Genomic DNA, 22,374 nt, shown 5'->3' on the forward strand with positions numbered 1-22,374 from the left:
ATAAACACCGTCAATTTCCATATCAATAAATGCAATACAAATCCTTTATAATAAGAACTTTTCATAGTATCTTTGTAATCTGAAATCAGTTTAAATAAAGATAATATTCTGGCGCTAAAATGCCAATAGAAAACAATAAACTAAAAATGAAATTAGATAGGAAAGACATTCTCAAAGCTTTAGAAACGATTACTATAGCTGGAGAAGGAAAAAACATGGTTGAAAGTGGCGCAATAGCAAACGTAATTACTTTTGGCGATGAGGTTGTAGTAGATTTAGTATTGCACACACCGGCAATGCACATTAAAAAACGTGCTGAAGACGATATCAAAAAAACAATTCTTGAATTAGTATCTCCTGATGCTAAAATCAAAATCAATAGTAAAGTTGAGGTTCCGGACAAACCGGAAATTAAAGGGAAATCAATACCTGGGATTAAAAATATTATCGGAGTTGCCTCTGGTAAAGGAGGAGTAGGAAAATCTACCGTTACCGCAAACTTAGCGGTATCATTGGCTAAAATGGGTTTCTCAGTAGGAATTCTTGACGCTGATATTTACGGACCATCGATGCCAATCATGTTTGACGTAGAAAATGAAAAACCAGTCTCCGTAATGGTGGATGGAAAATCAAAAATGAAACCGGTTGAGAGTTACGAAGTAAAAATTCTTTCTATAGGTTTTTTCACGGCGCCAAGTCAAGCGGTAATTTGGAGAGGACCCATGGCTTCCAAAGCATTAAACCAAATGATTTTTGATGCAGACTGGGGAGAATTAGATTTTATGTTGGTTGATTTACCTCCGGGAACAGGTGATATTCACCTTTCAATCGTGCAATCATTACCTATCACAGGTGTTGTAATTGTAAGCACACCGCAAGCGGTAGCTTTGGCCGATGCTAAAAAAGGAGTTTCTATGTTCATGTCTGAAGCAATAAATGTTCCTGTATTGGGAATTATTGAAAACATGGCCTATTTCACACCGGAAGAATTACCTGAAAATAAATATTATATCTTTGGAAAAGAAGGAGCCAGAAATCTTGCAGAAGATTTAGAAGTTCCATTCCTTGGAGAAGTGCCAATTGTGCAATCAATTCGTGAAGCGGGAGATTACGGTCGTCCTGCAGCGATGCAAACAGGTTCAATTATTGAAACCGTTTTTGAAGAAATCACCAGAAATGTGGTGCGGGAAGTAGTAAGCAGAAACGAAAGTTTGCCTGCTACCGAAGCTGTTAAAATTACAACTATGGCAGGTTGTTCAGCAGTAAAAAAATAGAAATTAGAATCTTTGAAAATGATTTTTAATCTTTCAATTTTCTAATCTTTCAATCTTTAAATAAAGAAAATGACAACAGAAGAATTAACACTAGAAGTTCAAAAAGCACTTGAAGAAATCAGACCTTTTTTGAACTCTGATGGCGGAGACATCACCCTTATTTCCATCGAGGACGACAAACATGTAAAAGTGCGTCTCGAAGGAGCGTGTACTAGTTGCAGTGTAAACCAAATGACATTGAGAGCCGGCGTGGAAACTACCATCAAAAAGTTTGCTCCTCAAATAGAAACTGTTGTAAATATCCTATAAATGATTAGGGCGTGCCCCTTTTAATAAAAAAGGCTACTCGATATAATGGGTAACAGCCTTTTTTATTAAAATGGTCGGGCTATCCGCGCTACTTCGGTAGCTAGCTGCTATCTCTCACGCAAAAAAATATGGATGCCAAAAAGATACAATTGATTAACCAACCAATTCCAAATAGTAAAAAATGGATGTATTAATAAAAATTAAAGACAGAGAAGGAGTAGTGCATGAATTACAGGCTCCTACAGATATGGCCATGAATATCATGGAATTATGTAAAGCATATGAACTTCCTGTAGAAGGAACCTGTGGCGGAATGGCCATGTGTGCTTCTTGTCAATGTTATGTTCTTAATGATGTTGCATTACCTGAAATGGGAGACGATGAGGAAGCGATGCTCTCTGAAGCATTCTATGTAAAATCCAACAGTCGTTTGGGCTGTCAAATCCCAATCACCGAAAGCCTCGAAGGATTAGAACTGGAGTTGGCTCCGGAAAATTAATTGAAAGCGTTCATCTCTTGGTGAACGCTTTTTTTATTTTTGTATGGCTGTGGCCGCTTTTGGCAAAATCCGTTCTACAAATAAAGAATACGCTAATTCCGAAGGATGCAATCCATCTTGAGCAACAAGATTGGTATTTGTTAAACCTTGTCTGGTGATATCAGTAATGTTTATAAATTCAATAGCGTTATCGGTGCAATACTTTTTTGCAAAAGCATTATACCCATCAATTTCCATAGAAATCTTCGATTGAATTCCTGATCCTTGTCCATAAGGAGTATAGGCATAATCTGGAATAGAAACTACAATGACATTTGCCTTATCCCCTTTTGCAAGAGCAATAGCTTTAGTTACTAATTCAGGAAACTCTTTCTCGTATAACGAAAAAGATCTGTTTTGATATTGATTATTTACGCCAATTAATAACGTGACCAAATCATAATCTGATGCTGGATTTTGTAAATCAATTGCCGAAATTAAGTTGGTGGTTGTCCAGCCAGTTTGCGCAATAATTTTTAAAGGATAGGTATTGTTTGGATTTAAATGACTCAGGCTTTTCTTGAGTTGTTCCGGAAATCTGCAGGTTTCACAAACGCTTTGTCCAATAGTGTAGCTGTCGCCAAGAGCTAAATAACTAAAGGTTTGATTTTGTGTTTGTGGGACTGTTATCACTACAGGATTAGTAGTGGTTGCAGGATTTGTAACTATTGGTGCGGAAGTTGTTTTAGTGGGGATTGGACTTTCGCTGCTACAACTCACGATAAAAAGTAGTAAAAAGACCGCAACTATTATTTTGAATTGGTTTTTCATTATTTTGAAATTTGGGATAAGTCATTTCTAAATAATAGTTACGTTTATTTGATGGTATTGGTTTTGCTTTTAAGCTAATTCCACATTCATCATTATGGTTTCTTCGATGGCATCCCAAAGTCCGATGCGTTTTTCTAAAGCTAAAATCGAAATTTCTTCTACATCTGACCATTTTTGTGCATCAGTTCCACAAAGTTCCGTTATCATTTTCATAGCCATAGGGCCATGATCATCAGCATCTAATTCGATATGTCTTTCGAAATAATAAATTAGCTTGCTCAAATCTTTTTTAGGAAAATTAGCTTGAAAGTTTTTTAAAATTTCGGTGAACATACTCGGAATAAGATCTTCTCTTCCAAAAGTAAATGCAGCAGCTATTTCATGCGATTTTCCTTCTTCAATAACTCTGAAAGTAAAATCTAAAAATGCTTTGATATTAGGGTGTAAGTTGCTTTTTTTGATAGCAACAAATATATTTTTAAGCGAATTTACTTCTGATAAAAATTGTTCAATACCTGTCGTGTTAGCTCCACAGGCTATCATCGCCTCAATGTACATTTCATAATGACTTTGGCGACGACCGTCGATGGTCAAATCTGATTCTTCAGCAAGGACTATTTCGTTGATGAGATATCTGGTTTCTGGATTTTCTGTGGCGAACCAAGGAGTTGTTGTACAGGTTAATTTGGATTGTAATGCTTTTAATAATGACATAAAATCCCAAACCGCATACACGTGACTCTCTAGAAAACACTGTAAGTCTTCAATGGTTTTTACTTTTTTGTATAAAGGATGTTGTAACAATAGTTCTTTTTGGGGCTGTATCCTATTGTTGATTGTTTCAATATTCATCGGTGGTATTTTTATGTAAATATAAAAAAGCTTCTTGTTTCCAAGAAGCTTTTACTATCAATTTTATAAATACTTTAATAGTCGTTTATTACTATTTAAAAGCTGGAATTCCAGTAATGTCCATTCCTGTAATTAGTAAGTGAATGTCGTGCGTTCCTTCATACGTAATTACTGATTCCAGATTCATCATGTGACGCATAATAGAATATTCACCAGTAATTCCCATTCCACCTAGCATTTGTCTGGCTTCGCGAGCAATATGTATTGCCATATCTACATTATTTCTTTTGGCCATAGAGATTTGAGCTGTTGTTGCTCGGCCTTCATTTCTTAAAACACCTAATCTCCAAGTCAATAGTTGTGCTTTGGTGATTTCAGTAATCATTTCAGCTAATTTCTTTTGCTGCAATTGAGTTCCTGCAATAGGTTTGTCAAACTGGATTCTTTCTTTGGCATAACGCAACGCCGTATCATAACAGTCCATTGCTGCACCAATGGCTCCCCAGGCAATTCCGTAACGTGCTGAATCAAGACAACCAAGTGGCGCTCCTAATCCAGATTTATTTGGCAATAAATTTTCTTTTGGTACTTTAACATTATCAAAAATCAACTCTCCTGTAGAAGAGGCACGAAGGGACCATTTGTTATGTGTTTCTGGAGTGGTAAAACCTTCCATTCCTCTTTCCACAATTAAACCGTGAATTCGTCCTTCTTCATTTTTTGCCCAAACAATTGCAATATCTGCAAAAGGAGCATTCGAAATCCACATTTTGGCACCATTCAATAAATAATGATCGCCCATATCTTTAAAGTTCGTAATCATACTTCCTGGGTCAGAACCGTAATTGGGTTCCGTTAGTCCAAAGCAGCCCATGAATTCACCAGTGGCCAGTTTTGGTAAGTATTTCATGCGTTGTTCTTCGTTCCCATATTTCCAAATTGGATACATCACTAAAGAAGATTGTACAGATGAAGTAGAACGAACACCAGAATCTCCACGTTCAATTTCTTGCATGATTAAACCATACGAAATTTGGTCTAGACCTGCGCCACCATATTCTTCAGGTATGTAAGGGCCAAAACCGCCAATTTCACCCAAACCTTTTATAATTTGTTTTGGAAATTCAGCTTTTTGAGCATATTCTTCTATAATAGGAGAGACTTCGCGTTTTACCCATGCACGGGCAGAATCACGAACTAATTTGTGTTCTTCAGTTAGTAAATCGTCTAGGTTATAATAATCTGGAGCTTGAAATAAGTCTGGTTTCATGGTTTGGTAATTTTTATGCGACAAATTTACATAAAGAAATATAACAAAAGCATTAATAAATGTTATATTTTTTTAATTTTATTGAAAATAACAAAATTTTACAATCAAATAAGGTGTTTGTTAAAGTATGATTTTAGTGAAAAATCATTGACTACTAATTTACAATAAAATAGCTAATTGTGTTCGAAATTTATTTTAAATAAGGGAGTTGACGTATTTGGATAAAATTCCAAATTACATTTTCAAGTAAAAATATTTTGTCAATTCGATATATTCGGGTGTGTATTGATGTCTTGAAGTTTCAATAATTAATTCATCAATAGTAATGATAGCATTTTCATTTCGGCTTAAAGCCAATAGACTGCGCTTGATTTCGGTAGTTGGAGTTCCTTTTACCCGGGTGATTTTCAAAGGATGTAATTCATATTCTTTGGCAAGAGCCAAAAAAAGTTCTTCTTCTTTAAAAGGAATTATGACGGAGAAAATACCGTTTTCAGAAAGTAGTAAAGCGGCCGCTTCGATTAAATCTTCAAAAGGCATCGCGTCAGTAAAACGGGCTAAATCGCGTTGTTCGTTTTCGGATTTGTAATCTTCAGTGTAAAATGGGGGATTGGAAACAATTAAATCGTACTCATCTTCTGGTTCTTCTACAAATTCATCCAAACCGGCGTGAAAACAAAATAAGCGATCACTCCAAGGGGAGTTTTCAAAATTATCTACGGATTGTTCGTAGGCTTCTTCGTCTATTTCCAAAGCGTCAATTTGTTCTGCATTGCTTCTTTGCGCAAGCATTAAAGCGATAATTCCTGTTCCGGCTCCAATATCTAAAATACTAAATGGATTGTTGTCAATTGGTGTCCAAGCGCCAAGTAAAACACCATCGGTCCCAATTTTCATGGCACAACGATCTTGTTGGATTGTAAATTGCTTGAATGAAAACATGATGATTTAAGATTGTAGATTAACGATTTTTGATTTTGGATTTTTTTGTAAATGCGGATTTACTGGATTTCAATAAATAGTATAGTAAAATGAAGTCTTTGATTTTATCGATTAACCGAATAAACAAATAACCGATTGAACTTTTTAAAGATACATTTCGATTAATCCTTCAGGTAAATCCATAATGACTTTTTTATTTTCTCTGTCAATTTTTACAAGAAAATGGTCAATCATAGGAATAAGGATTTCTACATCACCGTTTAAAACTTCAAAAAAAGGTTGGGCGCTAGTATCATTTACGGATTGGATTTTTCCAACAACACCTAAGCGTTTGTCTTCAACTTCAAAACCAATTACTTCATGGAAGTAAAATTTATTGCCGGTAAGTTTTGGCAACATATTTAAAGGAAGATAAATGGCATTGCCTATAATGGCATCAGCATCTTCTTCGGTGTTCATATCTTCAAAACGAATTCTGAGGAAGTCGTTTTTGTGTAGTGAACTATTTTCAATAAAAAATGGAACCAAGTGCTTGTTGCATTCAACAAACACTGATTCCAAGTTTTCGTATAACTCAGGTTCGTCCGTGTCTAAATAGGCAAGAACTTCCCCTTTGAAACTAAATTTTTTAGCGATTTTACCTAAATAGAAACAATCTTCTTTACGCATGTTCGCCTTCTAAATTATGCTTCAGTTGTTTCGTTATTTTCTTCTGCAGCAGGAGCTTCTTCAGCTTCAACTTCAGCAACTTCTTCTTCAACAGCTGGAGTTGCAGCAGCGATAGCATCAGCTTCTGCTTGAGCAGCTGCAGCTAAACGTTTAGCATTAACATCTTGTTCTGCTTTGAAAGCTTTAGCTTTAACATCAGCTTGTGCTTTTGTTAAACCTTCTTTTTTAGCATCAACTTTTCCAGTTTTAGCTTCTAACCAAGTAGCTAATTTTGCATCAGCTTGTTCTTGAGTTAAAGCTCCTTTACGGATACCACCATCAAGGTGATGTTTCAATAAAGCTCCTTTGTAAGAAAGAATTGCTTTTGCAGTATCAGTTGGTTGAGCACCATTGTGCAACCATTTTACTGCGCTATCAAGGTTCAAGTCGATAGTTGCTGGGTTTGTGTTTGGATTGTAAGTACCGATTTTCTCTAAATATTTACCATCTCTTTTTGAGCGAGCATCTGCTGCTACAACCCAGTAAAAAGGTTTTCCTTTTTTACCGTGTCTTTGTAATCTAATTTTTACTGACATAATCTTGTGATTAAATTTTGAGGTACTCGACCTCGATTAATTAAGGGTGCAAAGATACATTTTTTATTTATAAATGCTAATTCGAATAGTATTTTAATGAATGGTAATGTGTTAGAGAGTATTTGATCGGTATTTTTTGTGTCTACTTTATTTTTTTTTAGCTATAATATCATACTTTTGTTTGTTTAAAAGATGCGTTTATGAAAAAATACTTTCTGTTTATTGTCGTGCTTTTTTCTTTAATCTCTTGTCAGGAAGATGTTCGGTTTAATAATCCTTCACTGCAAGGTCTTAAGGATAATGTTTTTTGGAGAGCAGTAGAATCTAAAGCAAGTATAGCTGCAGATGGGTCTTTGCTTATTCAGGCCTACACCAGTAATGAGACTTTGTCTTTGAAAACTACTGCTACAAAAGCTCAAACCTATTTTTTAGGAACCAGTGAATCAAAAAAAGTGACGTATACTATTACGGATGCTACGGGTAGTTTGATTACTTTTTCTACGGGTTTTGGTATTGGAGATGGTCAAATTGTAATAACAGAATATGATGCTGTAAATAAAACGGTTACCGGTACTTTTAAATTTAACGCAGAAAACACCTACAATAACCCTTTGGCGGGCCCTTTGGTAAATTTCCAACAAGGCGTTTTTTATAAAGTTCCTGTAAGTTCACCTATTCAATAAACTAGGGTAAGTTGTATTCTTAAGAGGCTTTACTTAGGTACTTTATGATAGTGTTGTTTTTTCTGGGATTAAAATAAAAATCATAAATAAGCTAATATATAGTAGATTAGAATAAAATAAGAGTACATTTGTTCTATTATTTAAATAAGTACATATGAATATTTTTGTTGGAAGTCTTCCATTCAGTATTGAGGAAGCAGATTTAAGAGAGTCTTTCGAGGCTTACGGAGCAGTTGATTCAGTTAAAATCATCACTGATAAATTTACTGGAAGAAGTAAAGGATTCGGTTTTGTTGAAATGACAAATGATGACGAAGCTCAAAAAGCAATTGATGAATTGAACGGAGCTACTGTTCAAGGACGTGCAATTGTAGTAAACAAATCTGAGCCAAAACCAGAAGGTGAAAGAAGAAGTTTTAACAATAACAGTCGTGGTGGTGATTCACGCGGTGGTTATGGTGGTGGAAACAGCCGTGGTGGAGATAACCGTGGTGGTGGAAACAGAGGAGGATATTAATATTTTTTTCTACAATATAAAAAAAGGTGTCAATAAATTGACACCTTTTTTGTTTGGTAGATATTCTCTAGAAATGCAACGTGTTGCATTTCTAGAGAATTATAATTATTTTACAAATTTGCAACTAACCAGTCACCAACTTCACTAGTTTTATACGCTTTTGCACCTTTTCCAGCTAAATCCTCTGTTACAATTCCTTGTTCCAGAGATTTGTTTACTACTGCTCTGATTGCTTCTGCTTCTTCTTTTAATCCAAAAGCATCTTCAAACATCATTGCTGCAGATAATACCGTCGCTAATGGATTGGCAATATTTAATCCTGTCGCCTGAGGATAAGAACCATGAATAGGCTCATACAATGATGTATGTTCTCCTACTGATGCTGATGGCATTAATCCCATAGAACCAGATATCACAGAAGCTTCATCCGTTAATATATCTCCAAATAAGTTTTCAGTAATCAAGACGTCATAAGAATTTGGCCATTGAACCAAACGCATTGCTACGGCATCAACGAATTCATAACTTACAGTTACTTCAGGATATTCTTTTTCCATAGCCTGCACTGTTTCTCTCCATAAACGGGAAGTTTCTAATACATTTGCTTTATCAACACAACATAATTTTTTTGAACGTGTCATAGCCAGTTCAAAACCTTTTTTTGCTAAACGTTTTACTTCAGCTCTGGTGTACGTACAAGTATCAAAAGCAGTTTCACCATCGTCTTTTCTTCCTTTTTCACCAAAATAAATTCCTCCGGTAAGTTCTCTAAGGAAAATTAAGTCAGTTCCTTCGATACGTTCTCTTTTTAAAGGAGAGTTGTCAATCAAAGAAGGGAAAGTAAATGTAGGACGTACATTAGCAAATAAGCCTAATTTTTTACGCATTAACAATAAACCTTGTTCTGGTCTTACTGGAGCACTTGGGTCATTGTCGTATTTTGGGTGCCCGATAGCTCCGAATAGAACTGCATCGGCAGCCATACAAATTTCATGCGTTTCATCAGGATAAGGAACTCCAACGGCATCAATAGCACAAGCTCCTGTAAGAGCTGGAGTCCAATTGATTTCGTGGTTAAATTTTTTAGCAATAGCATCAGAAACTTTTACTGCTTCATTGATTACTTCTGGTCCAATTCCGTCTCCGGCTAAAAGAGCTATGTTAAATTTCATTAGGTAAGTTTTATATTAGTATCGTTTTTTATTTATTTTTATTGAGCAGTAACTACATTCAACATCTTTTGCGTAGCAATGATTGCTGCAACTGTTTGGTCTGAATCTAATCCTCTTGTTTTAAATTCTTTTCCATGATTAGTCCATGTAATTATGGTTTCGCATAATGCATCAGAGCTGCTTCCTGGAGGAATTCGCACAGCATAGTCAATCAATTTAGGCAATTCCATTTTTTTACTTTTATAAATTTTTGCTAAAGCATTCATAAAAGCATCAAATTGTCCATCACCTTGAGCATGCTCTTCGATTACTTCACCATCTATTTTTAAACAGAGTGTAGTAGAAGGTCGCATTCCTTTGGCATGAACCAATACATAGGATACCACTACAATTTTCTCTTCATAAGTCTGGCTGTCTAGAACATCAGAAATAATATAAGGTAAGTCTTCTTTGGTAACGGTCTCTTTTTTGTCGCCTAATTCAATGATGCGTTGGGTAACTAATTTTAGATCTTCGGGATTTAATTTTAACCCTAATTCCTGAAGGTTTTTTTCAATATTGGCTTTGCCAGATGTTTTTCCTAATGCATATTTTCGTTTTCTTCCAAAACGTTCCGGAAGCAAATCATTAAAATATAAATTATTTTTATTGTCTCCATCGGCATGAATACCTGCTGTTTGGGTGAACACATTGTCTCCAACAATAGGTTTGTTAGCAGGAATTCTATATCCTGTGAAAGTTTCTACCAATTTACTCACAGAATACAATGAAGATTCTTTTACACTGATTTTTATTTCTGGTAAAAAGTCATTGATTACAGCAACGGTACTTTCAAGTGGTGCATTTCCAGCACGTTCTCCCATTCCGTTTACGGTTACGTGAAGTCCTTGAATACCCGCCTTTACAGCTTCCATTACATTAGCGATACTTAAATCGTAATCGTTGTGTGCATGGAAATCAAAATGGGTATTTGGGTATCTCGCTATAATTTTCGAAATGAATTCAAAAGTTTCAGAAGGGATTAAAACGCCTAAAGTGTCCGGTAATAAGACTCTTTTTATAGGTTGTTTGGTCAAAAAATCTAAATATTGAAACACATATTCAGGTGAATTACGCATTCCGTTACTCCAATCTTCAAGATAGACATTGGTCTCAATATTATTTTCTTGAGCTAATGCAATGGCCTGAGCAATTTCGGTGAAATGTTGCTCGGGCGTTTTCTTTAGTTGATGCGTTAAATGGTTGAGGGATCCTTTGGTTAATAAATTCTGGACTTTAGCTCCAGTCTTTTTCATCCAGTCTATTGAAAGTCCACCGTCAACAAATGTTAAAACTTCGATTCGGTTAGAATATCCTTTTTCATTGGCCCAGGTCATTATCCCTTTTACACCTTGAAATTCGCCTTCGCTTACGCGTGCAGAAGCAATTTCGATTCTATCAATATTTAATTCTTCCAGTAACAATTGTGCAATGGTTAGTTTTTCTGCAGCAGAAAATGATACTCCCGAGGTTTGTTCACCATCACGAAGCGTCGTATCCATTATTTCAATTTTTCTTTTTGTCATATCGATTAAAATAAGTTGTAACAGTTTAAACTGTTGGTATTATTAAAAAAACAAATTGCAAATACTAATTCAGGTATTGTAAATGTTTATTTTTACTATTTGTAAATGTCTGTATGAGAAAGAACGGGATTATATTTTTCCTCGTACTTCATTTAATTTCATTGTCATAGAAATTGCTAAAGTTCCAATCCAATTGTCATATTCTTCAATCGCTTTTAATCGCAATTCGTTATTTAAATAACCTTCCTCAACCATTTGTTTAGAGCCAGCTACTTTCGACCAAATTCCCATTTTAGATTTATAATCAGATATTTCTTGATTATAATGTTCATCTGAATTTATTTTTTCAATAGAATGAAATCCTACTTCTTCTAATAAATTAGGTAAATCCTCTGCAATTTCATTATTCATTCCAGCATCTTGTCTCCATTTCAAAAAGGTTTTGTAAAACTCTTGCATGCTTTCTGGCGGCAACGGATTCCAATTTAGATTGTTGTGATTGTAATCAAGAATTGAAATTTGACCATCAGGTTTTAACATTGATTTCATTTTAATCAAAGCCTCTTTTGGATTACTCAACCATTGTAAAGTTCTTGCTGAAACAATTAAATCATATTTTTCTTCTGAATTATATTCGAATAAATCAACTGAGATTAGTTCTAAATTGACAACGGACCGATATGTCTCTTGGCCACTTAAAATAAAATTTTCAGTATTGTCAATTCCGGTAACTTTTCCGTTTTCTCCAACAATATTGGCAATATCTTTCGAGATAGCACCAGTTCCACAACCAACATCCAAAACATTCATTCCGGGCTTCAAAATTTGAGTTAGATGTCTGTAGTCATTTGCCAGGCTTCTATTGTCAAATATCTTTGAGGCTTGTTGTCCGTCTCTTTGAATGTGTTTGTTAATTGTCATTATATAAATAAATTGTGTTATTTGGAAATTATTGTTTTTTATTTTCCAATATCGTCTCAAAATGCTCTACAACCGGGAAAGGGTCATAATAATGGTGAAGTAATTTTTTCCATTCTAAATACTGCTCAGATTCTCTGAAACCAATTGTATGATCTTCGATTTTTCCCCAATCAACAAGCAGGATATATTTATTTTCCTGTTCGATACATTTTCTTAAACTATGGCCAACATATCCATTTATTGAGCTTATATGTTGTCCTGCAATTTCAAAATCTTTCTCAAACAGTAATTCTTCTCCTTTTTTTATATAAAGTATGGCAACTTCTAAAATCATATCTAATTTTTATTTATAGACCCGACAGGTTTTAAAAAATCTGTCGGGTCTCTTAACTAAATGTGATTTGTTTTTTAGTAAGGAAGCTTATTGGCAAACCCAACAATTTCTTCTTTGATGTTTTGTAAATAATCAATATCATCAAAACCGTTAACCATATTGTCTTTTTTGTATCCGGAGATATCAAAAGATTCTTTTTGACCAGTTGCTTTTAGCGTAATGGTTTGTTCAGGAAGATTTATTTCCAATTCTGTTTTTGGATCAGCTTCAATAGCATTGAAGATTGTTTCTGCAAATTCTGGACTAACTTGTACTGGTAAAACACCAATGTTTAAGCAATTTCCTTTGAAGATGTCTGCGAAGAAACTTGAAACAACGGCACGAAATCCGTAATCGTAAACTGCCCAAGCTGCGTGCTCTCTTGAAGAACCCGAACCAAAGTTTTTTCCGCCTACTAATATTTTTCCACTGTAAGTTGCGTCATTCAATACGAAATCTGCTTTTGGAGTATTATCTCCATTGTATCTCCAGTCTCTGAAAAGATTGTCTCCAAAAGCTTCACGTTTGGTAGCTTTCAAGAAACGTGCTGGGATAATTTGATCGGTATCCACATTTTCTATTGGTAGTGGCACTGCACTACTCGTAAGGATATTAAATTTATCGTATGCCATTGTGATTTATGATTTTTGATTTAGGATTTTTTGATTTCAGATTTTCCTTCGAAAAATTGAATTTTAAAAAACTAAAATCTTTATTTTTAATTCTCTTTTGATAGTATTATTGCCATTGAAATTGACCTTCAACTAGAATAAATCTCTAGGATCTGTTAGTTTTCCAGTAACTGCTGCTGCTGCTGCCATAATTGGACTTGCCAATAATGTTCTTGAACCTGGACCTTGACGACCTTCGAAGTTTCTGTTTGAAGTACTTACAGCATATTTTCCTGCAGGTACTTTATCATCATTCATCGCTAAACAAGCGGAACAACCTGGCTGACGCAATACAAAACCGGCTTCAGTAAGAATGTCCAGCAGCCCTTCTTCTTTAATCTGAGCTTCTACTACGTGAGAACCTGGAACTAACCAAGCCGTAACATTATCTGCTTTTTTTCTTCCTTTTACAATTTCTGTAAAAGCTCTGAAATCTTCAATTCTACCATTGGTACAACTTCCAAGAAAAACAAAATCAATTGGTTTACCAATCATTACGTCATTTTCTTCAAAGCCCATGTAAGCCAAAGATTTTTTATACGTTTCCTCACCACCTTCAACTTGGTTGGCATTTGGAATATTTTTTGAGATACCAATTCCCATTCCAGGATTTGTACCATAAGTAATCATTGGTTCAATATCTGCAGCATTGATGTTTAATTCTGCATCAAAAATTGCATCAGCATCTGTTTTTAACGTTTTCCAATATTCAACTGCTTTTGTCCAAGCTTCGCCTTTTGGAGCGTATAATCTTCCTTCTAAGAAATCAAATGTTTTTTGGTCCGGAGCAATCATACCACCACGAGCACCCATTTCGATACTTAAGTTACAAACAGTCATACGACCTTCCATAGACATGTTTTCAAAAACATCTCCCGCATATTCTGCAAAATATCCCGTACCTCCAGAAGTAGTTAATTGAGAAATAATATAAAGTGCAACGTCTTTTGGACCAACACCTTTACTCAATTCACCATTTACGTTGATACGCATTTTCTTTGGTTTCGGTTGCATGATACATTGTGTAGCCATCACCATTTCTACCTCAGAAGTTCCGATACCAAAAGCAATAGCGCCAAAAGCACCATGTGTAGAAGTATGAGAATCTCCACAAACAATAGTTGCGCCAGGTAAAGTAATTCCGTTTTCAGGACCTACCACGTGAACGATTCCATTTTTTTGGTGACCTAATCCCCAGTGAGAAATACCATATTCTGCTGCGTTGTCTTCCAATGCTTTTAATTGATTGGCAGATAAGGCATCAGCAACAGGCAAGTGTTGATTTATTGTTGGTGTATTGTGATCGGCAGTTGCAAAAGTGCGTTCTGGGTATAAAACCGAAATCCCTCTTTCTTTTAAACCTAAAAAAGCTACAGGACTAGTAACTTCATGGATGAAATGACGGTCAATAAAAAACACATCTGGTCCATCTTCAATTTTACGCACAACATGCGAATCCCATACTTTGTCAAATAATGTAGTACTCATTTTAAATATTTTTTAAGTGTATTTCTTTTTTTACAACCAAATTATTTACATAAAGTTGTAACAATGGGAACAAATTTAAAAAAAGAAATAAGGTTGTCAATTTTAATATTTCATTATATACGATACCCAAACTGTTTTTACAACACCTTACCTCTTCTGTTATAGGTTTGTAGTTTGAATGCCTTCTTTTTATTTTGATATTAAATTTCTTTTTAAAGCTATTTTTATTTTAAATAAGTCCAATTTGATAATCTGCAAATTCATCGCTATTTTGGTGTAAATGAGGGTTTTTTGATTCAAAAAATGTAACAAAACGAATTAAAATAGTAATAATTAACAAAATTAGCCTTGTGTTTTATTTTCTATAGCATGCCTTTTTTGGGCTTTTTACATAACTAAAGCAGTATTTTTTTTGGGCTTTTATTTCAATTTGTTTTGATGAAATACTACGACATCCAAAAAACCCACAGTGCGTTTATTTTTCTTTTTGATGGAGTATTATTGGGTGATTTTGTCCTAAAAGATGAAGTAATTCGTAGGGTGATTCTTAACGATTATTTTGAATTTTTTTGTTCGGATTTAGGTGTTATTCTATCTAAAAAAATCCTAAATTTGAAATTCATTTTTTGTAATTTATTATAAATTTAAAGTGTTTAAAACCAGTTAAATACACGGTCTGAATCTATAGGTTTAGGCACCCTCCCCTTCGGGGAGGGCTGGGGAGGGGATTTATGTACTTAATATTCGATACCGAAACTACAGGATTACCAAAGCGTTGGGGCGCTCCCATTTCAGATACGGATAACTGGCCACGTTGTATTCAGATCGCTTGGCAGTTGCACGACGATATGGGAAAACTCATCGAGCATCAGGATTATTTGGTGAAGCCCGAAGGTTTTAATATTCCGTATGATGCGGAACGAATTCACGGTATTTCTACGGAATTGGCTGAAGCCGACGGAATTTCGTTGGCAGAAGTTTTGGAAAAATTCAATATAGCTTTAGGCAAAGCCAAATTTATTGTAGGTCAGAATTTAGGTTTTGACATCAATATTATGGGTTGTGAATTTTACAGGATGGGGGTTGAAAGCCAAATGAGTTCCATGCCTATTTTGGATACCTGTACTGAAGTTACCGCTTCTTTATTGCGATTGCCAGGTGGTCGTGGTGGTAAATTTAAATTACCAACCTTAACGGAATTACACTCTTATCTTTTTAATAAACCTTTTGGGGAAGCGCACAACGCCACTGCCGATGTGGAGGCAACTACGCGTTGTTTCTTGGAATTAATTCGTCGTGATGTTTTCACTAAAGAAGAACTCGATGTAGAAATTGGTTATTTTAAAGATTTCCAAAATAAGAATCCACATGAGATTCAACTGATTGGATTAAAGCATATCAATCTTAAGGAAGCGTCCGATAAAATTCGCCAGCAGTTTGGAGAAAAACAAGCGCCGGCCGTTTCAAGAGAAGAGCTTTCTGAGAATAAAAAGGTACTTGTTGATACGCCTTTCGTGCATTTGCATAATCATACCCAATTTTCGGTGTTGCAATCTACCATAAGTATTGCGGCATTGGTAAAAGCGGCGGCACAACAAAAAATGCCTGCGGTTGCCATGACGGATCATGCAAATTTGATGGGTGCTTTTCATTTTGTTCGCGATATTTTATACCATAATAAAGCCGCTGAAACGAAAAATAAAGCTGCTGTCGCAAATGGTGAAGAGCCTACCGAAGTCCTTATGAAACCGATTGTAGGTTGCGAATTTTTTGTTTGTGAAGACCATAACAACAAGTCGGTTAAAGACAATGGGTACCAAATAGTGCTTTTGGCGAAGACCAAAAAAGGCTATCATAATTTGGCCAAAATGTCTTCCATCGCTTATACGGAAGGATTTTATTATGTCCCAAGAATCGACAGGAAAGTCATTCAGGAATTCAAAGAAGATATTATTGTTTTGTCTGGAAATCTTTATGGCGAAATCCCAAACAAGATTTTAAATATTGGTGAAAACCAAGCTGAAGAAGCCTTGATTTGGTGGAAAAACGAGTTCAAGGAAGATTTTTATATTGAGGTGATGCGTCACAATCAGGAAGATGAGAATCGGGTGAATGCGTCTTTGATTTCATTGGCGAGAAAACATGATGTCAAGATTATAGCGACGAACAATACCTTTTATATAGACAAAGAAAATTCGAATGCGCACGATATTTTACTTTGTGTGCGTGACGGTGAAAAACAAACTACGCCAATAGGACGTGGTCGTGGTTATCGGTATGGATTGCCCAATCAGGAATACTATTTCAAGTCGGGAGACGAAATGAAACAGCTTTTTGCAAATTTACCGGAAGCGATTTCGAATATTTCTGAGATTGTGGATAAAATTGAAATTTTTGATTTGGCTCGTGAAGTTTTACTTCCAAAATTTGAGATTCCTGTTGAATTTAATAATCCCGAAGATGCAGTTGATGGCGGAGTACGAGGGGAAAATGCTTATTTAAGGCATTTGACTTTTGAAGGAGCTAATAGAAGATATCCTGTAATCACCGAAGAAATTCAAGAACGACTGGATTTTGAATTATTGACGATATCGAATTCCGGTTATCCGGGTTATTTTCTGATTGTACAGGATTTAATTGCCGAGGCGAGAAGTATGGGCGTTTCTGTTGGGCCCGGTCGGGGATCTGCGGCAGGTTCAGTGGTGGCATATTGTTTGAAAATCACCAATATTGACCCGTTAATGTACAACCTGCTTTTTGAGCGTTTCTTGAATCCGGATCGTGTGTCACTACCCGATATTGATATCGATTTTGATGATGAGGGACGAAGCAGCGTTATGGATTATGTGATTCGAAAATACGGTTCGAAACAAGTGGCGCAAATTATCACCTATGGTAAAATGGCAACTAAATCGGCTATTCGAGATACCGCTCGTGTACTGGATTTACCTTTATTTGAAGCCGATAAAATTGCGAAATTGATTCCGGGAATGATGCCGTCAAAATGGAATTTAGCGCGATTTTTGAATGAAAAAGAAGATGTAATCAAGAAAGCGGTTCGTCCGGAAGAATACGATAAAATAAAAGAATTAATAGATCTTGCTAATGAAAGTGATTTGGGTGGAGAAACCATTCAACAAGCCAAAGTTTTAGAAGGGAATTTAAGGAATACCGGAATTCACGCTTGTGGAGTGATTATTACGCCAAGCGATATTACGAATTTTGTTCCTGTGGCTACCGCCAAAGATTCCGATTTGTATGTGACTCAATTTGACAACTCGGTTGTAGAAAGTGCCGGTTTGTTGAAGATGGACTTCTTGGGTTTGAAAACCCTGACTCTGATAAAAGATACCGTAAAATTAGTAAAATATAGAACTGGAATCGACCTGAATCCCGATGAATTCCCGATTGATGATTTGAAGACGTATGAGCTTTTTCAACGAGGAGAAACGGTAGGGATTTTTCAATATGAGAGTCCCGGAATGCAGAAATACATGAAGGAATTAAAACCGACAGTGTTTCCCGATTTGATTGCCATGAATGCGTTGTATCGTCCGGGACCGATTGCTTATATTCCAAGTTTTATTAAACGGAAAAACGGGGAAGAACCTATCGAATATGATTTGGATGACTGCGAAGAATTGCTGAAAGACACCTACGGAATTACCGTTTACCAAGAACAAGTAATGCTTTTGTCCCAAAAACTGGCGGATTTCTCCAAAGGTGATGCCGACGTTTTGCGTAAAGCTATGGGGAAAAAGATGATTGATGTTTTGGCAAAAATGGAACCAAAATTCATCTCGCAAGCTATGGCTAAAGGACATGCTAAAGATAAATTAGAGAAAATTTGGAATGACTGGAAAGCTTTTGCGGAATACGCGTTTAATAAATCGCACTCGACTTGTTATGCATGGATTGCCTATCAAACTGCTTATTTGAAAGCCAATTATCCTGCCGAATATATGGCTGCGGTTTTGTCTAATAATATGAGTGATATTAAGCAGGTTTCTTTTTTTATGGAGGAATGCAAGCGTATGGGATTACAGGTTTTAGGACCTGATGTAAATGAGTCGTTTTATAAATTTACCGTAAATGATAATTATGCGGTGCGTTTTGGAATGGGAGCCGTAAAAGGCGTTGGGTCTGGAGCTGTGGCTACGATTGTTGAGAATAGAAAAGATGGAAGATATAAGTCGATTTTTGATTTGACAAAACGCATTGATTTGCGTGCAGCAAATAAAAAAGCATTGGAGAATCTGGTTTTGGCTGGAGGTTTTGATTCGTTTTTAGGAACAACGAGAGCGCAATATTTTCATGATGATGGGGATGGAATTACCTTTTATGAAAAAGCGATTCGGTATGGGTCGAAGTTTCAGGAAAATGAAAATTCATCGCAAGTAAGTTTGTTTGGCGATACCAGCGAAGTACAAATCGCAGAACCTGTCGTGCCGCCTTGCGAGGATTGGAGTACGATGGAAAAACTCGCCAAAGAGAAGGAAGTCGTAGGGATTTATATTTCGGGACATCCTTTAGACGATTTTAAATTTGAAATGAAGTATTTCTGCAATTCGAAATTGGAGATGCTTAAAAACATGGAGCTTTACGTGGGTAAAACCCTTGCTTTTGGAGGTATAGTTTCTAATGTGCAAAGACGGATAGCCAAAAACGGTAAGGAATGGGCGATTTTTAACTTAGAAGGTTTTGACGAAAGTTTTGAATTTAAAATATTTAATGAAGAGTACCTGAATTTTCATCGATACTTGCTTCCTAATAATTTTGTTTATTTTAAAATCCTGATTAAAGACGGATGGGTCAATAGAGAAACTGGAAAAAAATCTGAACCAAGAATGCAGTTTACTGATGCAAAACAATTACAGGATGTATTGGACATTTTTGCTAAGAAATTAATCTTGCTTCTGAACATATCAGATTTAGAAAATGATTTTATCCATAAATTAAGTCACCTCTTTCAAGAAAATAAAGGCGATAATACGGTGTCTTTTGAAATTATGGAACTGGAGAAAATAAAACGACTAGTTACCGTAGCTCCTGTTGAAATAGAAAATGAGGAAGAAGTTTTTGTCGATGAAAATGAAGATTCTGAAATGGAAGCTCTCGAAATTCCGGAGATAAATACTGAAGCAAAAGTGGAAGAAGTCGAAGAAATTAAGGTTGTAACCAAGTTGACGATGCCGAGCAGAAAATTGAAAATCAAAATCTCAAATGAATTGCTGGTGGAGCTGGAGAAAATGCAAATTAATTTTAAGTTGAATTAGTGCACAATGCCCTAGCCCTGATGGAAGCGACATCCTTTCCTTGTCTTCTTTAAGCAAGGAAAGATACAGCGTACAGCAGGAAATAGCTCCTGAATTTACTGAAAATAGCAATTGACAATACACTTATAATCAAAACTAATTTACGAATGGCATTTGATTAGTTTTTAATTTCTAAATTTGTACTCAGGTTTGAAACCTTAAACATTTAAATAAAAAAAATATGGCATTAGCAATAACAGATGCTACTTTTGATGAAGTAGTTTTGAAATCAGACAAACCGGTAATGGTGGATTTTTGGGCAGCATGGTGTGGGCCTTGTAGAATGGTTGGACCAATCATTGACGAAATCAGCGAAGAATACGCAGGGAAAGTAGTAGTTGGAAAAGTTGATGTTGACGCAAACCAAGAATTTGCTGCAAAATACGGAGTGAGAAATATTCCAACAGTATTGGTTTTTCATAACGGAGAAGTAGTAGGAAAACAAGTAGGAGTTGCTCCGAAACAAACCTACGCAGATAGTTTAGACGCTTTGTTGTAATCGGTAGATTATGATTTACATAGAATCTGTACGGATTCAGATAAAAGGTTTGACGAAAGTCAGACCTTTTTTTTGTATAAGCTGAACTTATTTCAGCTTCCCGATTTAGTTTTATTTTTAAAATCTTTAAATTTTTAAATCGTTCAATCTTTTAATATATTTGGAATATGAAGATCGAATCGCAAATAGAGAAAATTTCCAGTTTTCAGCACCTTGAATTGCTGGCCAATCAGGTTGTGGAGGGTTTTATTTCGGGCATGCACAAAAGTCCGTTTCATGGATTTTCAGCAGAATTTGCGGAGCATAAGGTCTATAATGTGGGTGAAAGCACCAAACACATCGATTGGAAGTTGTTTGCCAAAACAGATCGTTTGTACACGAAACGTTTTGAGGAAGAGACCAATTTACGTTGCCACATCATCATTGACAATTCCTCTTCGATGCATTATCCTAAATTAAAAGACAGTCAGCAATTCTATGAAAACAAAATTGGCTTCTCGGTTTTGGCTTCGGCAGTTTTAATGAATCTTTTAAAGAAACAACGCGATGCTGTGGGACTAAGTGTGTTTTCGGATCAATATGAGTATTACGCGCCTGAAAAAGGTAGTGATCGCCATCACAGAATGATTTTGAATGCACTTGAAGGGTTGCTGGGAAAACCTGCAATCAAAAAAAGCACTGATACGGTTACATTCTTGCATCAAATAGCGGAGAAAATCCACCGTCGTTCGATGATTATCCTATTTACGGATATGTTTCAGTCCGGTTCTGACACGTCTGGAGAAGAAGCGCTGTTTAATGCCCTGCAACATTTGAAACACAACAAGCATAAAGTGGTTTTATTTCATGTTGTGGATAACAGAACGGAGCTGAATTTTGACTTTGACAATGCGCCAAGAAAGTTTATTGATGTGGAATCGGGTGAAGAAGTGGCGGTTTTTGCAGATAATGTAAAAGAAGAATACGAAAAACAGGTAGAAAGTTACTTCAAGAAGCTGGCGTTAACTTGCGCGCAAAACCGAATAAAGTACATTCCGGTAGGGGTAGATGAAAGTTTCGAAAAAATTTTAATGACATACTTAGTTGAAAAACAAAACTTTGGGTGATACGGCGAATTTTTATCAAATATTTTTTCAAAAAACGCTTGCGTAAACGGAAATCTATTGTATCTTTGCCACCGCAATAAAGCAGCAGGTTTGGTAGTTCAGTTGGTTAGAATACATGCCTGTCACGCATGGGGTCGCGGGTTCGAGTCCCGTCCAGACCGCTAATATTGGGGAAAGCCTTTCATAACTGAAAGGCTTTTTTGTCCCAATAAGGTATCTAAAGCTAGTTGTGTTGTTTGCTGCGAATTTGTAACTCGTAGCGGGTTTAGTAGTTAGACCAATGAAAAGCTTTCCACTTTTGTGGATAGCTTTTTTGATTAAAAATAAAGCAGGTTTGGTAGTTCAGTTGGTTAGAATACATGCCTGTCACGCATGGGGTCGCGGGTTCGAGTCCCGTCCAGACCGCTAGATTTAAAAAAAAAAGCCTTTCGTAACTGAAAGGCTTTTTTGATTTCAGGAAGTTTGTAGGTTAAAGCGAATCAAGATCAAGTCCTAAACTCAGTGGAGTGATAAAAATTATTACATGGATATTGGTTAGTCTAAATGGGTTTAGTCCTATAGGATTGTCTATTTATAAGGTTTTTGGGGATTGTTTTATAATCATTATATTGATTCAGGGGAGTTCTGAGCTAAAATGACTTACTAGAAATACTATTTGGGCGTTTCCCATTATGAAAAAAGAGGCAATTATCATTATAGGTAGTTGCCTCTTTTGTTATAATGGGGTCGGGCTATCCGCTGCAAGTCGGATCAATCCTAAAACCTGTGGAGAAGCAAAAATTAAGCATAAATATTGGTTAGCCTGAAAAGGAAGAATTCTACATTTCTAACGCCTCTAAATCTTGATCTGAATGCTTTTATTTT

At 35.8% G+C, this 22,374-nt stretch carries 20 protein-coding genes and 2 tRNA genes; 10 read left to right on the forward strand and 12 right to left on the reverse strand.

What is annotated here, in order from left to right; all coding sequences use genetic code 11:
• The first annotated feature begins 146 nt into the window (after window positions 1-146).
• The 3 genes from ACM55H_RS02895 (at window position 147) to ACM55H_RS02905 (ending at window position 2,082) form a co-directional block, all read left to right on the forward strand.
• Window positions 147-1,274 (forward strand): Mrp/NBP35 family ATP-binding protein, encoded by a 1,128-nt coding sequence (locus tag ACM55H_RS02895; protein ID WP_416835074.1) that lies wholly within the window; start codon window positions 147-149, stop codon window positions 1,272-1,274.
• A gap of 69 nt (window positions 1,275-1,343) precedes the next feature.
• On the forward strand, window positions 1,344-1,583 hold the full coding sequence (locus ACM55H_RS02900) for a NifU family protein (RefSeq protein WP_035668624.1): 240 nt from the start codon (window positions 1,344-1,346) through the stop codon (window positions 1,581-1,583).
• A 181-nt stretch (window positions 1,584-1,764) separates the two neighbouring features.
• Window positions 1,765-2,082, forward strand: coding sequence for a 2Fe-2S iron-sulfur cluster-binding family protein (locus tag ACM55H_RS02905; protein ID WP_035668621.1), 318 nt, complete (start codon window positions 1,765-1,767; stop codon window positions 2,080-2,082).
• Window positions 2,083-2,115: 33 nt separating this feature from the next.
• Here the strand turns inward: ACM55H_RS02905 and ACM55H_RS02910 are convergent, their stop codons facing one another.
• From ACM55H_RS02910 to ACM55H_RS02935, 6 genes are all read right to left on the reverse strand, one after another.
• On the reverse strand, window positions 2,116-2,892 hold the full coding sequence (locus ACM55H_RS02910; RefSeq protein ID WP_416835075.1) for an SGNH/GDSL hydrolase family protein: 777 nt from the start codon (window positions 2,890-2,892) through the stop codon (window positions 2,116-2,118).
• Between the two features lie 69 nt (window positions 2,893-2,961).
• Window positions 2,962-3,744, reverse strand: coding sequence for a DUF3050 domain-containing protein (locus tag ACM55H_RS02915; protein ID WP_416835076.1), 783 nt, complete (start codon window positions 3,742-3,744; stop codon window positions 2,962-2,964).
• 91 nt (window positions 3,745-3,835) lie between these two features.
• Window positions 3,836-5,014, reverse strand: a complete 1,179-nt coding sequence (locus tag ACM55H_RS02920) for an acyl-CoA dehydrogenase family protein (protein WP_035668615.1) — start codon at window positions 5,012-5,014, stop codon at window positions 3,836-3,838.
• 234 nt (window positions 5,015-5,248) lie between these two features.
• Window positions 5,249-5,956, reverse strand: coding sequence for a tRNA1(Val) (adenine(37)-N6)-methyltransferase (locus tag ACM55H_RS02925; RefSeq protein ID WP_416835077.1), 708 nt, complete (start codon window positions 5,954-5,956; stop codon window positions 5,249-5,251).
• Window positions 5,957-6,100: 144 nt separating this feature from the next.
• Window positions 6,101-6,625 (reverse strand): ribosome maturation factor RimM, encoded by a 525-nt coding sequence (gene rimM / locus ACM55H_RS02930; RefSeq protein ID WP_416835078.1) that lies wholly within the window; start codon window positions 6,623-6,625, stop codon window positions 6,101-6,103.
• A gap of 14 nt (window positions 6,626-6,639) precedes the next feature.
• Window positions 6,640-7,200 (reverse strand): 30S ribosomal protein S16, encoded by a 561-nt coding sequence (locus ACM55H_RS02935; RefSeq protein WP_416835079.1) that lies wholly within the window; start codon window positions 7,198-7,200, stop codon window positions 6,640-6,642.
• Window positions 7,201-7,400: 200 nt separating this feature from the next.
• Here ACM55H_RS02935 and ACM55H_RS02940 point away from each other — a divergent pair, with 200 nt between their 5' ends.
• Together ACM55H_RS02940 and ACM55H_RS02945 are read left to right on the forward strand one after the other, a co-directional pair.
• Window positions 7,401-7,883 (forward strand): DUF6252 domain-containing protein, encoded by a 483-nt coding sequence (locus ACM55H_RS02940; RefSeq protein WP_416835080.1) that lies wholly within the window; start codon window positions 7,401-7,403, stop codon window positions 7,881-7,883.
• A 154-nt stretch (window positions 7,884-8,037) separates the two neighbouring features.
• Complete coding sequence (locus ACM55H_RS02945) at window positions 8,038-8,400, forward strand: RNA recognition motif domain-containing protein (protein WP_035668600.1); 363 nt, start codon at window positions 8,038-8,040, stop codon at window positions 8,398-8,400.
• Window positions 8,401-8,510: 110 nt separating this feature from the next.
• Here the strand turns inward: ACM55H_RS02945 and leuB are convergent, their stop codons facing one another.
• From leuB to leuC, 6 genes are all read right to left on the reverse strand, one after another.
• Complete coding sequence (gene leuB / locus ACM55H_RS02950) at window positions 8,511-9,572, reverse strand: 3-isopropylmalate dehydrogenase (protein ID WP_039110353.1); 1,062 nt, start codon at window positions 9,570-9,572, stop codon at window positions 8,511-8,513.
• A 38-nt stretch (window positions 9,573-9,610) separates the two neighbouring features.
• The gene (locus ACM55H_RS02955; RefSeq protein WP_416835081.1) at window positions 9,611-11,137 is read right to left on the reverse strand and encodes an alpha-isopropylmalate synthase regulatory domain-containing protein; all 1,527 of its coding nucleotides are present in this window, start codon (window positions 11,135-11,137) and stop codon (window positions 9,611-9,613) included.
• Between the two features lie 129 nt (window positions 11,138-11,266).
• Complete coding sequence (locus ACM55H_RS02960) at window positions 11,267-12,058, reverse strand: methyltransferase domain-containing protein (RefSeq protein ID WP_416835082.1); 792 nt, start codon at window positions 12,056-12,058, stop codon at window positions 11,267-11,269.
• Window positions 12,059-12,086: 28 nt separating this feature from the next.
• On the reverse strand, window positions 12,087-12,392 hold the full coding sequence (locus ACM55H_RS02965) for an antibiotic biosynthesis monooxygenase family protein (protein ID WP_416835083.1): 306 nt from the start codon (window positions 12,390-12,392) through the stop codon (window positions 12,087-12,089).
• 74 nt (window positions 12,393-12,466) lie between these two features.
• Window positions 12,467-13,063, reverse strand: a complete 597-nt coding sequence (gene leuD / locus ACM55H_RS02970; protein ID WP_039110349.1) for a 3-isopropylmalate dehydratase small subunit — start codon at window positions 13,061-13,063, stop codon at window positions 12,467-12,469.
• Between the two features lie 132 nt (window positions 13,064-13,195).
• Complete coding sequence (gene leuC / locus ACM55H_RS02975; RefSeq protein ID WP_039110348.1) at window positions 13,196-14,590, reverse strand: 3-isopropylmalate dehydratase large subunit; 1,395 nt, start codon at window positions 14,588-14,590, stop codon at window positions 13,196-13,198.
• A gap of 731 nt (window positions 14,591-15,321) precedes the next feature.
• Between leuC and dnaE the strand changes: the two genes are divergently transcribed.
• The 5 genes from dnaE (at window position 15,322) to ACM55H_RS03000 (ending at window position 21,915) form a co-directional block, all read left to right on the forward strand.
• Entirely contained in the window at window positions 15,322-19,866 is a 4,545-nt protein-coding gene (gene dnaE, locus ACM55H_RS02980) for a DNA polymerase III subunit alpha (RefSeq protein WP_416835084.1), read from the forward strand.
• A gap of 220 nt (window positions 19,867-20,086) precedes the next feature.
• Window positions 20,087-20,404: a thioredoxin gene (gene trxA / locus ACM55H_RS02985; RefSeq protein WP_035668578.1), complete on the forward strand. Its 318-nt coding sequence runs from the start codon at window positions 20,087-20,089 to the stop codon at window positions 20,402-20,404.
• Window positions 20,405-20,571: 167 nt separating this feature from the next.
• A complete protein-coding gene (locus tag ACM55H_RS02990; protein WP_416835085.1) occupies window positions 20,572-21,510 on the forward strand; it encodes a DUF58 domain-containing protein in 939 nt (312 codons plus the stop codon).
• Window positions 21,511-21,597: 87 nt separating this feature from the next.
• Window positions 21,598-21,671: transfer RNA gene (locus tag ACM55H_RS02995), tRNA-Asp, on the forward strand.
• Between the two features lie 170 nt (window positions 21,672-21,841).
• A tRNA-Asp gene (locus ACM55H_RS03000) sits at window positions 21,842-21,915 on the forward strand.
• Window positions 21,916-22,374: the final 459 nt, after the last annotated feature.

The sequence above is a fragment of the Flavobacterium cryoconiti genome, assembly GCF_048158645.1.
GTDB lineage: Bacteria > Bacteroidota > Bacteroidia > Flavobacteriales > Flavobacteriaceae > Flavobacterium > Flavobacterium cryoconiti.

What these genes read in the sequence shown, in the direction of transcription:
- ACM55H_RS02895 (WP_416835074.1), top strand. Translation starts at nt 147, where the DNA reads ATGAAATTAGATAGGAAAGACATTCTCAAAGCTTTAGAAACGATTACT.
- ACM55H_RS02900 (WP_035668624.1), top strand. Translation starts at nt 1,344, where the DNA reads ATGACAACAGAAGAATTAACACTAGAAGTTCAAAAAGCACTTGAAGAA.
- ACM55H_RS02905 (WP_035668621.1), top strand. Translation starts at nt 1,765, where the DNA reads ATGGATGTATTAATAAAAATTAAAGACAGAGAAGGAGTAGTGCATGAA.
- ACM55H_RS02910 (WP_416835075.1), bottom strand. Translation starts at nt 2,892, where the DNA reads ATGAAAAACCAATTCAAAATAATAGTTGCGGTCTTTTTACTACTTTTT.
- ACM55H_RS02915 (WP_416835076.1), bottom strand. Translation starts at nt 3,744, where the DNA reads ATGAATATTGAAACAATCAACAATAGGATACAGCCCCAAAAAGAACTA.
- ACM55H_RS02920 (WP_035668615.1), bottom strand. Translation starts at nt 5,014, where the DNA reads ATGAAACCAGACTTATTTCAAGCTCCAGATTATTATAACCTAGACGAT.
- ACM55H_RS02925 (WP_416835077.1), bottom strand. Translation starts at nt 5,956, where the DNA reads ATGTTTTCATTCAAGCAATTTACAATCCAACAAGATCGTTGTGCCATG.
- rimM (WP_416835078.1), bottom strand. Translation starts at nt 6,625, where the DNA reads ATGCGTAAAGAAGATTGTTTCTATTTAGGTAAAATCGCTAAAAAATTT.
- ACM55H_RS02935 (WP_416835079.1), bottom strand. Translation starts at nt 7,200, where the DNA reads ATGTCAGTAAAAATTAGATTACAAAGACACGGTAAAAAAGGAAAACCT.
- ACM55H_RS02940 (WP_416835080.1), top strand. Translation starts at nt 7,401, where the DNA reads ATGAAAAAATACTTTCTGTTTATTGTCGTGCTTTTTTCTTTAATCTCT.
- ACM55H_RS02945 (WP_035668600.1), top strand. Translation starts at nt 8,038, where the DNA reads ATGAATATTTTTGTTGGAAGTCTTCCATTCAGTATTGAGGAAGCAGAT.
- leuB (WP_039110353.1), bottom strand. Translation starts at nt 9,572, where the DNA reads ATGAAATTTAACATAGCTCTTTTAGCCGGAGACGGAATTGGACCAGAA.
- ACM55H_RS02955 (WP_416835081.1), bottom strand. Translation starts at nt 11,137, where the DNA reads ATGACAAAAAGAAAAATTGAAATAATGGATACGACGCTTCGTGATGGT.
- ACM55H_RS02960 (WP_416835082.1), bottom strand. Translation starts at nt 12,058, where the DNA reads ATGACAATTAACAAACACATTCAAAGAGACGGACAACAAGCCTCAAAG.
- ACM55H_RS02965 (WP_416835083.1), bottom strand. Translation starts at nt 12,392, where the DNA reads ATGATTTTAGAAGTTGCCATACTTTATATAAAAAAAGGAGAAGAATTA.
- leuD (WP_039110349.1), bottom strand. Translation starts at nt 13,063, where the DNA reads ATGGCATACGATAAATTTAATATCCTTACGAGTAGTGCAGTGCCACTA.
- leuC (WP_039110348.1), bottom strand. Translation starts at nt 14,590, where the DNA reads ATGAGTACTACATTATTTGACAAAGTATGGGATTCGCATGTTGTGCGT.
- dnaE (WP_416835084.1), top strand. Translation starts at nt 15,322, where the DNA reads ATGTACTTAATATTCGATACCGAAACTACAGGATTACCAAAGCGTTGG.
- trxA (WP_035668578.1), top strand. Translation starts at nt 20,087, where the DNA reads ATGGCATTAGCAATAACAGATGCTACTTTTGATGAAGTAGTTTTGAAA.
- ACM55H_RS02990 (WP_416835085.1), top strand. Translation starts at nt 20,572, where the DNA reads ATGAAGATCGAATCGCAAATAGAGAAAATTTCCAGTTTTCAGCACCTT.